Below are 14,274 nucleotides of genomic sequence, written 5' to 3'. Positions count from 1 at the left end.
ATTAAACCACAATATTTATAAGTGTTTGTTTTTTTCTGATAAGAATAACCTTTTTGGGTTCTTTATCACCCATATGTTTTTTGATCTTTTTATCAGCCAGTGCTGTTTCTTTGATCTCAGTCTCTTCACTGTCTGCATTGATTGTAAATTTTGATCGAAGTTTCCCGTTTACCTGGACCACAACAAGAACATCGTCTGTTTTTAGAGAATCCTTTCTGTATTCGGGCCAGGATTGCTCTATAATTGATCCATTCTTGCCTAATCTTTTAAAAAGCTCTTCACAAAAATGCGGGATAATTGGAGACAATAGTAACAGGGTGTTCTCAAGACTGAACCGAATCACTTTTTTCAACTCAGTGTCTGCGGAATCAAGATCAATCACGTACAATGCATTTACAAGTTCCATTACAGCAGAAATGGCTGTATTAAAATGAAAACTTTTATCAATATCATCCGTGACCTTTTGTATGGTCTGGTTTGCCTTGATATAGAGATCTTTTGCCTGTGCTGATGACAGGTCGGAGGCTGGGCCGGTAAAGGGCTCGTCTGATCCATCAATCTTTTCCAAGCATTCCAGTACAAGACGCCACACCCTGTTTACAAATCTGTTACTGCCTTCAACCCCGTCCTCACTCCATTCAAGATCTCTTTCAGGAGGAGCTGCAAACAGGCAGAATAACCGGACCACATCGGCACCATATTTTCCAAGCAGTTCATTGGGATCAACCACATTTTTCTTGGATTTGGACATCTTAATAACCCGTCCGACCTCTACATCATTGTTGCATCTTGTGCACACAAGATTGTCCTCAACATTTTTCACCGCTTCTTCGGGAAAAAGATATCCATGGTCAGGACATGTCATGGTTTCCTTGCAGACCATGCCCTGAGTAAGCAGTCGGGTAAACGGTTCTTTAAAATCAATCATTCCAAGCGTATTTAATACCCGCATAAAATATCTTGAATATAATAAGTGAAGCACCGCGTGTTCTACACCACCGATGTACTGATCCACGGGAGCCCAATATTTTACGGCCTCAGGGTCAAACATACCATCTTCATATCTTGGTGAGCAATATCTTAAATAATACCACGAAGACTCCACAAAGGTATCCATGGTATCAGTATCTCTTTTTGCATCCTGTCTGCCGCATTCCGGACAGGTGGCTTTTGCAAAAAAATCAAGCGTCGGCAAGGGAGACCCCCCTTTTTTAAGAAAATCTGCGTCTTCAGGAAGTCTTATGGGAAGATCGGTCTCGGGGACAGGAACCACACCGCAATCCGGGCAGTGAATAACCGGAATCGGCGCGCCCCAATACCGTTGTCTTGAAATCCCCCAGTCTCTTAATCGATAGGAAACCGTTTTCTTTCCCCTGCCCTTTTTTTCCAGCCAGTCTGTCATGACATCTATGGCTTTTTTGCTGTCCAGTCCATTAAATTCACCGGAATTTACCATCACCCCCTCATCGGTGTAGGCTTCTTTCATGGTGCTTCCGTTGAGGTTCTCCCCTTCCGGCTGCACCACCACCCTGATGTCAAGACCATATTTCCTGGCAAAATCAAAATCCCGCTGATCCCCTGCTGGTACGGACATGATGGCACCGGTTCCATATTCCATTAAAACAAAATTGGCTGTGTAAACCGGAATTTTCTCACCGGTTGCAGGATTAATACAATAGGTACCGATAAAAACCCCTTCTTTTTCATATTTTTCTATGCCTTCGGCAGATCTTTCCTGGCTGGATACCTTTTGAACAAACGCTGCCACTTCGTTTTCCTTTTGTGTCCCCTTTGAAAGGCTTTCAACCAGCGGATGTTCCGGAGCAAGGCACATAAAGGTTGCACCGAAAACCGTATCCGGTCTTGTGGTGAAAACCTCAATATCTTCATCCCTGCCATCAATTTTAAATTTTAATTGAGATCCAACACTTCTGCCAATCCAGTTTTTCTGCATCACGGTTACTTTATCAGGCCATCCCGGCAGTTTATCACAATGGACCAGAAGATCTTCGGCATAATCTGTAATTTTAAAAAACCACTGCCACAGTTTTTTTTGCTGAACCGTCTGGGAACATCTCCAGCATTTATCCTGCTCAACCTGTTCATTGGCAAGAACCGTCTGACATTTTTCACACCAGTTCACATAGGATTCTTTTCGATAAGCCATTCCTTTTTCAAGCATTTTAAGAAAAAGCCATTGCTCCCATTTATAATATTCCGGCCGGCAGGTGGCGATTTCACGGTCCCAGTCATATGAAAATCCCATCTTTTTAAGCTGCTCCCGCATGGCGCCTATATTGTCATATGTCCAGGCAGCAGGATGGGTATTATTCGCAATGGCTGCATTTTCAGCCGGCATGCCAAATGCGTCCCACCCCATGGGATGAATAACATTAAAGCCTTTCATCCGTTTGTACCTGACAACCACATCACCAATGGTATAATTACGCACATGACCGATATGTATTTTACCGGAAGGGTAAGGAAACATCTCTAACAGATAATATTTTTCTTTTGAGGAATCTTCAGTGACTTTAAAAAGCTGATGTTTATTCCAGTATGCCTGCCACTCAGGTTCTACCAATTCAGGATGATACCGCTGTTCCATTAAACTTACTCCTTGTGAAAGCTTTCTCTATATTGAATTACCATTTCTTTATTTGAATTTTTATAGATGCCACAATCAAACGTAAATAGCAAGAAAATCAAGAGAATTCTGCCTTTCAATTTTTCTGTTCTTGTTTCATTTTTCAATTTTTGTTATTTTTAAAAATTTTACTATACTCAAAACTGGGGCTCAATTAGGGAGATTACCATGAAAGATAATGGAGTGAAAATAATTAAAACAACGACCTGGTCACCTGGTCCGGGGTGTCATGGCGGCTGTGGCATACTGGTTCATGTAAAGGACAATAAAGTGATCAAGGTGGAAGGAGATCCGGATCATCCCTGGAACCAGGGAAGATTATGCTCCCGGTGCCTTTCCATGACACAGTACATGTACCATAAGGACCGACTTAAAAAGCCGTTGAAACGGGTCGGAGAACGCGGACAAGGCAAATTTGAAGAAATCTCATGGGATGAAGCCTTTGATCTGATTGAAGAGAAAATGAAAAAAATAAGGGATGACCATGGTCCTGAATCTGTTATCTTTCACCAGGGAACAGGGCGGGATATCGGCGGATGGATCTCCATGCTGGCCTATGCCTATGGGAGCCCCAACTGGATGTTCGGCCTTTCAGGCATCTCCTGCTATACGCCTCGCCTGATGATGATGTCCATTACCCAGGGAGATTTTGCCGTGGTGGATGCGTCCCAGTGGCATGAAAAAAGATACGATGACCCTGAATACCAAATCCCTGAAACCGTTACCATATGGGGTCAAAACCTTCCCGCGACCTGCCCGGACGGCTTTTTTGGTCACTGGTACATTGATCTGATGAAAAGGGGCACCGAGGTTCTGGTCATTGACCCCAGATGCACCTGGATTGCCTCCAGGGCAAAACTCTGGCTCCAATTAAGACCTGGAACAGATGCCGCACTTGCCCTTGGATTTATCCATGTCATGATCAAAGAAGACCTGATCAACATGGAATTTATTAAAAAATGGACCAATTCTCCTTTTCTTGTGAGAACTGATCAGGATTCTCCGGCCCTGTTAAGAGAAAGTGATCTGAAAGAAAACGGCTCTGATATCAATTTTGTCGCCCACGATCCTGTTTCAGACAGTTTTGTGGTATGGGAATCTGACAACCAGGTATATCAAAAAAGTGATATAAAACCGTCCATGGAGGGCGAATTTAACCTTACCCTTGCCAATGGTTCAAAAGCAAAGACAAAAACTGTATGGACTTTATATAAAGAAAATGCTGAACAGTATACGCCTGAGGCAGTCTCTAAAATCACCTGGGTAGCACCAGATAAAATCATAAAAGCCGCCCGCATCTATGCTAAAAGCAAGCCTTCCGCACTTCACTGGGGTCTTCCCATTGATACTATCCCGTCAACGGTTCCAACATCCCAGGCCATCAACCATCTCTGGTGTCTGACCGGCAACCTTGACAACCCCGGCGGCAATGCCATTGCCCGGTATGCCTATGATGTGGTGACCTATCCCTATCATACCGGCGGGTCCATCTTAAGTCTTCCCCCGGATGTGATGGAAAAAAGGATCGGCATGCATGATTATGGCGCAATTAAAGACTTCAGGGCATGGGCACAGCCGGATAAAGTCCTGGAGCAGATTTTTTCGGGCGACCCCTATGAAATCAAGGGCATGTGGATACAGACAGCCAACCCCATTGCCTGCACCGGCATGGAACCCAAAAAATGGCGGGACGCCATTAAAAAACTTGATTTTACTGTTTGTGTGGATCTTTTCATGACACCGACCGCCATGCTCTGTGATGTAATCCTGCCAGCGGCAACCTTTCTTGAAAAAGACTCGTTAAAAGCCTGGTGGGTCCCCTTGCAGGCCATCAAAAAAGTTGTTGAAGTGGGTGACTGCAAATCAGATATTGAAATCAATCTTGAGCTTTGTAAACGGTTCATGAAAGACTTTCCCTATGACAATGTTCATCAGCTCTTTGACACTCTTCTGGAATCTGCGGACATGACCTATAAAGATCTTTGTGACAAGACCTGGATGATCCCTCCTAAAGGCCACCCCAGCAAGCCCTACTTCAGGTATGAAAAAGGCCTGCTCAGGCAAGACAAAAAGCCTGGATTCAGAACGCCATCAGGGAAAATTGAGCTTTATTCCTCCTGGCTTGAAAAATGGGAGCTTGACCCCCTGCCCTATCATGAAGAACCGCCCTACAGCCCTGTCAGCACGCCGGACCTGTTTAAGGAGTATCCGCTCATCCTCAGCACAGGACGAAGAATGGGACCCTTTTTTCACTCGGAACACAGGCAAATCCCCTGGCTTCGTGAACAGCAAAGAGATCCGGTCTTAGAAATTCATCCGGATACAGCAAAAAAATATGGAATCGCGCACGGAGAAAAGGTATGCGTGGAGAACTGGCTGGGAAAAATCACGGTAAAAGCCTTGGTCACTCCGGTTATCCATCCGGATATTGTCATGGCCGAACATGGATGGTGGTTTCCGGAGAAAGAAGGTAAAGAACCGGAGCTTTTCGGTGTCTGGGATGTCAATGTCAACCAGCTTATCCCCATGTCCCATGAAGGAAAAGCAGGATTGGGCTCTCCCATAAAAACCATGCTGTGCAAAGTATACAAGGCGAAAGGATAAAAAATATGTCAGAATATGCAATGCTGATTGATTATGAATATTGTACCGGCTGTAAGGCCTGTGAAGTGGCCTGCAAACAAGAATATAACAGGCCGGCCGGGAAAGCGGGAGGCGTTGAAGTAATAGAATTTATCCACACCCTTCCCAATGACAAATTGTTCATTACCAATATCCCCACCTTTACCAGGGCCTGTGTCTTTTGTGCCGGTCGTGTCAAACAGGGGCTGGAACCTGCCTGCGTAAAACACTGCATGGCAAATTGCCTGGCATACGGTAAAATCGAATCGTTACAAAAAATAATCCCAAAAAAAAGAAAAGCCATTCTCTGGACCAAAGGATAATTGATGTTCAGTCACATAATGGTTGCAAAAGTGCAACCATTTGGTTTAAATAGTGACAAACAAGACAAAAAACACTGGACTAAAAAAAATGATAAATAAAAAAATGCTTGGGCCGCTTTCTGAGGATACTACCAAGATCATTCTTGAAAGCATATCAGATGGTGTTTTTACAATAGATTATAATTGGAAAATCACATCTTTTAACCGGGCAGCCGAGGAGATAACCGGCATTTCACGTAAAGATGCCATTGGTAGACATTGCTGGGAAGTCTTTCGTTCCAATATGTGTGAAGAAGGCTGTGCACTCAAAAGAACCATGGAGGAAGGCCGCCCCTTTATCAACTCGTCCGGCTATATTATTAATATCGAAAAGAAAAAAATACCCATCACAGCATCCACTTCTCTTTTGATCGATAAAAATGGGGATGTTATCGGCGGAATTGAAACCTTCAGGGATCACTCTCTTGTTGAACAACTCAGAAAAGAGCTCTCAACAAAATTTAAAATGGAAGATATGATCAGCAACAGCGATGCCATGAAGAATATCTTTAATATCCTGCCCCAGATATCAGACAGTGATTCTTCGGTTCTGATAGAGGGAGAAACCGGCACGGGAAAAGAATTGCTTGCACGGGCCATCCATAATACGAGCCACAGAGAAAAAAAACCGTTTATTGCCATAAATTGCGGGGCACTTCCCGATACACTTCTGGAATCCGAACTGTTTGGATACAAAAAGGGGGCGTTTACCAATGCCATGAAGGACAAACCCGGCCAATTTGCCCTTGCCGATGGCGGCACTATCTTTCTTGATGAAATCGGAGATACGAGTCCGGCTTTTCAGGTCAGCCTTCTTCGGGTTCTTCAGGATCATGAGTTCACCCCCCTTGGTGCCTTGAGTCAGGAAAAGACCAACATACGAATCATTGCAGCAACCAACAGAGAACTTTCTGACCTTATCTCACAAAACCAATTCAGACAGGACCTCTATTATCGGATTAATGTTATCCGGCTTTCCTTACCACCGCTAAGACATAGAATGGAAGATATCCCCCTTCTTGTGGATCGATTTATCCAGAAGATGAATATCCGCCAGGGAAAATTTATCCAGGGAATTGACAAAAAAGTCCTTCAGGCATTTATGTCCCATGAATTTCCAGGCAATATCCGGGAACTTGAAAATATCATTGAACATGCATTCGTCCTCTGTTCCGAGGGCTACATAAAACTGAATCATTTACCCGGATTTTTATCCCTGCCATCCAATATCAATGAAAATATCGATAGCGATCCTGTTAAATCAGCACAAATTAAACTCATTACCGATGCTCTGGCACGCAACAATTATAACCGCAGTGCTGCAGCTAAAGATCTGGGTATCCATAAAAGTACCCTTTTCAGAAGGATTAAGAAGCTGGGAATGACCTTATAAGACCGCATCTTCTTTTATTGCAACGCTTGCAATGAGAGTCGTCTTACTTTTGCGACTCTTTTCATTATCCCAATTAAACCATCTGGGTTCCTTTTTTCTTTAACTAATTAATATTTAAAGATATATAATCAATTTATCCAAAATATTTCATTCAGGCACATGCTTTGCATTTCGTATGAAATCAGAACAAATGGAGGATATCATTGAAACTAGCAATAACCGTCTGGGGAAACCGAGTCTCGCCTGTTTTTGATGCTGCGGGCACACTTCTTGTCACGCAAATTGAAAACCAGAGGATAATAAAAAAAGAATATAAATCCTTTAAGCCTGCAATACCTTCTGATCTGATAAAAATTCTTAAAAAAATGAAGGTTTCCGTTCTGGTATGTGGTGCTATTTCTACGAAACCTGCGGATTTAATCGTTGAGAGCGATATTAAACTCATCTCTTTTGTTACCGGGAATGCATTAAAGATTCTCGACAATTTTGCCCATAAACAGACCATTGAAAAAACATTTATGATGCCTGGATGCAGTAAACAATACTGCTGGCGTCACAACTCCAAAAAAACCAATCCCGATATCTGATCCAGACAGAACTTTGCCTGTTATGCCTGACAATTCGGCTGGTTTGCCAGTATTGCTTATTTCTTTGGATGGCAATTTGTGCAGGATGCCGGTGCCGGCACCTTGCCCTTGGGATCCCCTTTTTTCTTGTTATAATCCTTGTGGCAGTCAATGCAGTTGGCATGGAGGGCTTCAAAATGATATTTTGCTATTTTTTCTTTTTTCTCAAGTTTTTCACCCTTTGGTTTCTCTGTTTCCTTATGACACTCAATACATCCTTTGGGATCATCATTAGCAGTTAAATTCAATGGTTTTCCTGTTTCATCATGGTGGCATCTGCCACAGGCAATTAAATATTCTTCCACATGCCTTTTATGGGTAAATTGTACGATCCCTTTTTTATGTACTTTATATAAGGGATTCTCCATTGAAATTACATCTATTTGCAGTATTTTTTCCCCATTCCCTGTTACGGTTTTAATCGTTTGCTCCTCAACTTTGGCTTCCTGTAAGAGAACAGACGATTCCTCAGTTGGTGCAGTAGTTGTATCCGATTTAATCTCCTCGGATTTTTTTACAACAGATTCCTCTTGAACTGCTTTTTCTTCATTATTTCGGGGCTGAAGAATTTTGGTTTGCGCTTTTTTTGATATTTTGTGCTCACTCATCAAAGTATCAGTTTCCGGGAGTGAACAATAGCTCAAGAAAAAAATAAATATTAAAATGGTGATAAAAATAATGTGTTGTCCATATGATTCGCTGTCCATGTTTCCTCCTTTTTGGCGGTACAAAAACTTTTGTTCAAAGAATGCCTTTAACTTGAAATCACTAAAAAATCAAATAAATTTTTCTTTACAGTACTAACAGCAATTGGTAATCAAAGCTATTTATACCATCTTTTGTTAATATTTCTAACTTCGTCAGGGAATGCAATGATTCAAAACCCCACATATAAAGAATTAGAGCTCAGGATAAAAGCCCTGGAAAAAGAATCCCTGAAATCCGAAGAAACCGAACAGGTCAATCGGACGGCAAGAAGAAACTATAAGAGATTTTTAAAATTCCTGCCCTATCCCGTCCTTGTCAGGGATGCAAAATGGCAGATTACTTATTTGAACCCAGCGTTTACCAAAACCTTTGGCTGGACGTTAGAAGAATTGAAAGGTGAAGAAGGGGGGAAATATATCCCTGACTTCCTTAGGGATGAACTGATCAACAGGATTAAAGCCCTGCCCATCCGAAAAAACGTCCTGCGAATAAACACCAAACGGCTTACAAAAGACGGCAAAATTTTGGATGTGATAATTCGAATCGGCGTGGACAAGGATCAGAATAATAATCCTGAAGGGATGATTATTGTCCTCAGGGATGTGACCATGGAAAAACGGATCAAACGCAATCGCAGCGCCATGAACCGAATCAGCCAGGCGCTACCCCGATACCCCGACTTAAGAAAACTCCTTTTTTACGTAAACACTGAAATCAAAGAACTCCTTGGTACTGAAAGCGCCAATACAATTTTACTGGATAAGAGTCAAAAAGGATTTTATTTTTTAAGTGCCGCCCACGATGATCCAAACACACGGGAACGTATTGAAAAAGCTCATTTTTCACTGGATGAGCTCCTGTCCGGTCAGGTGGTAAAGACCGGCAATCCCATGATTGTCAATAACTTTTCCGATGACCTGAGCCACTATCAATCAAGGGACCGAAAAATCGGATACAAAATTAAAAATGTCGTATTAGTTCCTTTAAGGAATAAAGATCGCATTATTGGCATACTGGCAGCCGATAATAAAAAAACAGGGGATTTTGATGATACAGACCTTGAAACCTTGAACACTCTTTCAGCTACCGTTGCGCTTTCAATCGAAAATGCCAGGGTATCAAGGGAATTGAGAAAAGCGTATGAAGAGTTAAAAAGCCTGAACCGTGCGAAAGATAAAATGATCAGCCATTTGTCCCATGAACTGAAGACGCCTGTGGCAATTCTTTTAAGCTCTTTTAAAATCCTTTCAAGAAGGCTGAGGGATCTTCCCGAAGAAACATGGCGGCCAACTTTTGAAAGGATACAAAGAAACCTGGATCGTATTATTGGGATTGAAGGTGAAGTCTATGATATTGTTGAAAAAAAGGAAGTCTTTCATCATGAATTCTTTTCCCTTATTCTTGAACAATGCCAGGATGAATTTGAAGCCCTTATTGCAGAGGAAACCGGAGAAAAAGGGGTTATTGCCAAAGTAAGACAAAAGATTGAAGACATTTTCAGCACCCGTGATCCTGTTGTCATAAATATTTTTCTGAATCCGTTTGTTGAAAAAAGGATCAAAGCCATTCAGCCTGATATGGCCCATAGAAATATCTCTCTGGTGACCCATCTTAAAGCTTCTTCCCCGATATGGATTCCTTCTGAACCATTAAGAAAAACTGTGGATGGCCTTATTCGGAATGCCATTGAAAACACACCGGATGGAGGAAAAATAGAGATCTTTACGCATCAAAAAGACAAAGGTGTGGAATTTGTGGTAAAAGATCATGGGATCGGACTTACCGAAGAAGCCCAAAAAAGAATTTTTGAAGGTTTTTTCTCCACCCAGGATATACTGGATTACTCATCAAAACGACCCTTTGATTTTAATGCGGGGGGAAAAGGAGCTGACCTTCTGCGAATGAAAATATTTTCAGAAAGATATAATTTTAAAATCTCCATGACATCAAACCGATGTCAACGTATTCCCAAAAACAAGGACGCCTGTCCGGGTTCAATACAAGACTGCAAAAAAATTGCCGGACCTGCATGTGACGGCATGACGATTGTAACCTGCTTTTTTCCTTTTCATGAAAAGATTGTCAAATAAAATGTAATGGAATCTTGATTAATTTGGTTATGCCTTTCCCATATTGTTGAAAATTTGACTATCTGGATCAATAGCATTTTCTTTTAAGATCGTCCTCATGGTTTTTGCTTTAATTCGGCAGACAAAATGTTTATTCTCTTCTTGAAGCAGGTCAAAATCCTTATGAAACTGATATTCTCTGTCCATAACTCCTGTTTGACCTTTTGAAAGTATACGGCTTACAAAGGGACGTTCGCCTGCTTTGCCATCAGTCAGGAATATTTTATTTGGTATACCTCTGTTAATATCAAACCCGCAGTGGGCTTTAGCTTTTTTAGATCCTCTGCGATAATCAGCCCAATACATTGAAAAAACAGCATCAATCAAACTACCATCAATGGATATCAGCTCTCCAAGTGATTTATACTCTTGTGGAAGCACGCTTACAGCCTGCTTGTAAAGATTTTCAAAAACGAATTGAAGCTGCTCAAGTCCAAATGAAAATTAAATTTAATATACCCACCTTATTCTGAAAATTATTTTCCCGGATTTGAACAAAAATAAGATTGTTAGGCGCCAATGTATTTATGGTACAAATTATTGGTAAGTTTGTGATGGTGTAGTTTTTGGGAAGTGATGTGGTCAGTTTTGTTTGTTACGATTTTCCCCGCCATCTATGGGTAATTTATATACACCTGGATACATCGTCCTGAGTAAAAAGTACACAATATCACCGGTTCAGTATCAATGCTTATTTTGCATAATATTTAAACATCTGCTGTAAATTCAATCTATTAAAAGATATTTTTATTTTTGGCACACCCTTTGCTCTATTATTTTTTAATAAATGATCAAAACGATCAATTAATAAACTAAAATTGGAGATTATCATGAAAAAAATAATTTGCCTGGTAACACTGTTTATTTTATTTACTTCTGCGGTCGTTTTTTCTAAAGATGCTGCATTTGTCGGACGTATTACCCGGATCGAAGGCAATGAACTGCTTCGATATGTTGAAGAGAAGCAAGATTGGATTTCCTTGATTGAAGATTCACCATTCGGGGTTAATGATCTTATATCTTCCTCTGAAAAGACCCGGGTGGAAATAATTATTCCGAATTACACTCTTTTAAGAATGAGGGAAAATACACAGGTACGGGTTGAAAGACTTGGAGCCAATGTTACTTCCATACACTTGTTATCCGGCACGGCACGCTTTCAGAGTTCCGACTTTCAGACCGAGATTGAAGTTATTACTCCATTCGGAACCGCCCACTCTTCAGATAAAGTTGTCTTCGACGTTACGGTTGGAGAAAATTCTGCGGAATTTATAGCCCTGAAGGGTCGTTTGGATTTTGTTCATAATTCTGGTGATACTGAATACGAAGTCTTAGCTGGCTCATCCGCATTGATGGCCGATGATATTGGAATATCGACATCTGAACCATTGTTAAATGTCAACTGGAACAACTGGAATTACATGAGGGAAAATATCTGGCAATCCCGTTTGAGCAGCCAGGAGTCTCGAAAATACTTGCCAAATAATCTTACCTATGAAGCCTATGCGCTTGATAAAAACGGAATTTGGGAAAACGTCTATTATAGAGGCAGGCACCATAGGTTTTGGCGCCCCACAGCGATAGCAGTCGGTTGGTCGCCCTACTCGATCGGCCATTGGACACTTTGGAATGGAGACCAGTGCTGGATCCCGGCGGAACCTTTTGGGTATGTTACTCACCACTACGGGAGTTGGCTTTTTACAAGTGGACGTTGGTATTGGACGCCCCCGATTGTAAGCGTTAGCTTATCTAGTGTCGGCATCAGCTTTGGCTGGTATCCCGGTCGGGTTTCCTGGGTCAGCAGCGGTATCTATATTGGATGGTATCCGTTGGCTTGGTATGAAAGGTATTATAGTCACCGCCATTGGGGCCGTTACAGTCACCGATTTCCCAAACAACCCAGATACAATCTTCATCGATCACACGTTAACTATGCTCACGCGATTATTATTGCCAGAAATCAGCTTTACCGTCACCGGGATTATCGCAAGGTTCGGTTGCATAATATTCAAAGAGACCAAATTAAGGCGAGATACCGTTCTGTTGGCAGGATACATGATATCAGAAAAATAAAAAAAGACCGTAAACGCCATCATTTTTCTAACAGTCCTCCTCGCATTCGACCCCATTACTCAGCATTGGAAAAAGTTAAAACACAGCGACAGCAAAAAAGAATTTCTATTACTAAAACAAAAGACTTAAAAAAAAGAGCGCTGGTAAAACGGACGCATATTTCACAGCCGATTATCCCTCCACGGATGGGCCAGGTGAAAAAAAAGCATAGGCAACCCATAAAAATCCAGAAAGCCCGGTCGCCACAACCCAGGAAAATTCAAAAAGCTCAGTTAACACGACCCATAAAAGTTCAAAAAAAACGATTAACACAATCCAGAAAAATCCATGAAGCACGGTTAATGCAACAAAGAAAGATCCAGAAGTCACAGTCAGCACAACCCAGGAAGATCCATAAAGGGCGGTTAATGCAACAAAGAGAACCCATAAACCACGGCCAGGAGAAACAAAAAAGGGGATGGAAAGGATACCGTTTAACAAGTAAAAACGGTTTTGGGGCAGGCCGGGAGTGAAGGTTAAAATATTTTCAGGCCTTGAAGGCTGCCCGGCTTGTGTCCATCCACAAGCTCATTTTGAACTGCTGGCTGAAAACTGATAAAATTTAATATGCCTGCCGATACGAATTTAAGGGGTAAAAGAGCTTTTATTGAATCATCAAAAGTGTTTGCCCCTTATTTATTCAGACAGTCTGGATATTTGCCATAAGAAATTTACCATAACCCGTTCCAGGCTGCTTACCTTACGTCCGCCGGATGGCCATTGTGACAAGTTCTAAGATGTCTTTCGCTAACCGCCTGAACTCGCCACGCTCAAACACCAGGCGGTCTTAACGCGCAAGCCGTGAAGCAGACAGGATTAAAGACAGACTGCATGATTTTTTCATGACCGGTTTTGCCATAATGTATTTTCAGGATCCCTCGCTACTTACTTTCCAGCGCAGATTGCAAAAAGCCTGGAATTTGAACAATTTAAAAACCATGTTTAACATAGAATCCATTCCCAAGATACCCAGCTACGGGATATTCTGAATCAGGCGCCAACAGATGAACTGACACATGAAGCCTGTTAACCTTGAAGGCGGTATGCTCCGATGAAAAAACAGGTGCGCTAAGCTTAAAAATGATATGTGACCGAGAATTGCTTTTTCTCTATTAACAATTGGGGTTATTATTTTAAGTTTATCGTTAATGTCTGTAGCTTATGCTGATACTGATATGGAGGAGTGATCTGAGCGGGGCATCTCTAAAAAAATGTAAATTAAGCGGTGTCAATTTTAAAAATGCTACTTTGCGTAATGTAAATTTTCAGAAGGCAAATCTTACCAATACCATTTTCCATTTGTCAGTATTATGTGGAAGCGATTTTCGTAATGCGAATTTAAAAGGTGCTGATTTACGTGCATGCGACTTGTCTGATTGCAATTTTGAAGGTGCTGATTTAACCGGAGCGATTATCAGTGGTTCTAATCTTCAAAGTGCCAATTTTAAAAACGCCAATTTAAAAAAAGTAGGTTTAAGCTCTACTGTGTGGGCCAATGTTATTTGTCCTGATGGCACTATCCGCAATAAAAATGGATATAGCTGTGACGGCAATCTATAATAGATAGAAAATTAATCGATTGGTCAGTTGATCTGATATAAAGAACATTCCAGCAGATTCTCCCTGAACCAATCAAGTTTACTATTGCACCTGGGGATAAAAAAAATCAGATACG

General features: G+C 41.6%; 9 protein-coding genes and 1 pseudogene. 7 read left to right on the top strand and 3 right to left on the bottom strand.

Going from position 1 to position 14,274, the window contains the following annotated elements:
- Nucleotide 1: 1 nt before the first annotated feature.
- Nucleotides 2-2,608, bottom strand: coding sequence for a leucine--tRNA ligase (gene leuS / locus HGJ91_RS15135; RefSeq protein ID WP_291348680.1), 2,607 nt, complete (start codon nucleotides 2,606-2,608; stop codon nucleotides 2-4).
- A gap of 207 nt (nucleotides 2,609-2,815) precedes the next feature.
- Here leuS and HGJ91_RS15130 point away from each other — a divergent pair, with 207 nt between their 5' ends.
- The 4 genes from HGJ91_RS15130 (at nucleotide 2,816) to HGJ91_RS15115 (ending at nucleotide 7,611) form a co-directional block, all read left to right on the top strand.
- A complete protein-coding gene (locus HGJ91_RS15130) occupies nucleotides 2,816-5,251 on the top strand; it encodes a molybdopterin-dependent oxidoreductase (RefSeq protein WP_291348679.1) in 2,436 nt (811 codons plus the stop codon).
- A 5-nt stretch (nucleotides 5,252-5,256) separates the two neighbouring features.
- Nucleotides 5,257-5,592, top strand: a complete 336-nt coding sequence (locus HGJ91_RS15125; RefSeq protein ID WP_291348678.1) for a 4Fe-4S binding protein — start codon at nucleotides 5,257-5,259, stop codon at nucleotides 5,590-5,592.
- An 88-nt stretch (nucleotides 5,593-5,680) separates the two neighbouring features.
- On the top strand, nucleotides 5,681-7,024 hold the full coding sequence (locus tag HGJ91_RS15120) for a sigma 54-interacting transcriptional regulator (RefSeq protein ID WP_291348677.1): 1,344 nt from the start codon (nucleotides 5,681-5,683) through the stop codon (nucleotides 7,022-7,024).
- 203 nt (nucleotides 7,025-7,227) lie between these two features.
- On the top strand, nucleotides 7,228-7,611 hold the full coding sequence (locus tag HGJ91_RS15115; RefSeq protein ID WP_291348676.1) for a NifB/NifX family molybdenum-iron cluster-binding protein: 384 nt from the start codon (nucleotides 7,228-7,230) through the stop codon (nucleotides 7,609-7,611).
- A 56-nt stretch (nucleotides 7,612-7,667) separates the two neighbouring features.
- Here HGJ91_RS15115 and HGJ91_RS15110 read toward each other — a convergent pair whose 3' ends face one another.
- Nucleotides 7,668-8,357, bottom strand: a complete 690-nt coding sequence (locus HGJ91_RS15110; protein ID WP_291348675.1) for a cytochrome c3 family protein — start codon at nucleotides 8,355-8,357, stop codon at nucleotides 7,668-7,670.
- A gap of 165 nt (nucleotides 8,358-8,522) precedes the next feature.
- On the opposite strand from HGJ91_RS15110, the gene HGJ91_RS15105 reads away from it, so the two are divergent.
- Nucleotides 8,523-10,448 carry a GAF domain-containing protein gene (locus HGJ91_RS15105; protein ID WP_291348674.1) on the top strand — a complete coding sequence of 642 codons (1,926 nt, stop codon included), beginning with the start codon at nucleotides 8,523-8,525 and terminating at the stop codon, nucleotides 10,446-10,448.
- Between the two features lie 48 nt (nucleotides 10,449-10,496).
- Here the strand turns inward: HGJ91_RS15105 and HGJ91_RS15100 are convergent.
- Nucleotides 10,497-10,922, bottom strand: a pseudogene (locus HGJ91_RS15100) (transposase); the annotation flags it as partial.
- Between the two features lie 395 nt (nucleotides 10,923-11,317).
- On the opposite strand from HGJ91_RS15100, the gene HGJ91_RS15095 reads away from it, so the two are divergent.
- Nucleotides 11,318-13,072 carry a DUF6600 domain-containing protein gene (locus tag HGJ91_RS15095; protein ID WP_291348673.1) on the top strand — a complete coding sequence of 585 codons (1,755 nt, stop codon included), beginning with the start codon at nucleotides 11,318-11,320 and terminating at the stop codon, nucleotides 13,070-13,072.
- A 688-nt stretch (nucleotides 13,073-13,760) separates the two neighbouring features.
- On the top strand, nucleotides 13,761-14,159 hold the full coding sequence (locus HGJ91_RS15090; protein ID WP_291348672.1) for a pentapeptide repeat-containing protein: 399 nt from the start codon (nucleotides 13,761-13,763) through the stop codon (nucleotides 14,157-14,159).
- Nucleotides 14,160-14,274 lie beyond the last annotated feature (115 nt).

This window comes from Desulfobacula sp., from assembly GCF_014237455.1.
Lineage (GTDB): Bacteria > Desulfobacterota > Desulfobacteria > Desulfobacterales > Desulfobacteraceae > Desulfobacula.
This window is presented reverse-complemented; position numbering and strand designations above follow the sequence as displayed.

Bases quoted from the DNA above. Each gene is read 5' to 3' on its own strand.
- HGJ91_RS15125 (WP_291348678.1), top strand. From the start codon at position 5,257: ATGTCAGAATATGCAATGCTGATTGATTATGAATATTGTACCGGCTGT.
- HGJ91_RS15105 (WP_291348674.1), top strand. From the start codon at position 8,523: ATGATTCAAAACCCCACATATAAAGAATTAGAGCTCAGGATAAAAGCC.
- HGJ91_RS15120 (WP_291348677.1), top strand. From the start codon at position 5,681: ATGATAAATAAAAAAATGCTTGGGCCGCTTTCTGAGGATACTACCAAG.
- HGJ91_RS15130 (WP_291348679.1), top strand. From the start codon at position 2,816: ATGAAAGATAATGGAGTGAAAATAATTAAAACAACGACCTGGTCACCT.
- HGJ91_RS15090 (WP_291348672.1), top strand. From the start codon at position 13,761: ATGCTGATACTGATATGGAGGAGTGATCTGAGCGGGGCATCTCTAAAA.
- HGJ91_RS15110 (WP_291348675.1), bottom strand. From the start codon at position 8,357: ATGGACAGCGAATCATATGGACAACACATTATTTTTATCACCATTTTA.
- HGJ91_RS15095 (WP_291348673.1), top strand. From the start codon at position 11,318: ATGAAAAAAATAATTTGCCTGGTAACACTGTTTATTTTATTTACTTCT.
- leuS (WP_291348680.1), bottom strand. From the start codon at position 2,608: ATGGAACAGCGGTATCATCCTGAATTGGTAGAACCTGAGTGGCAGGCA.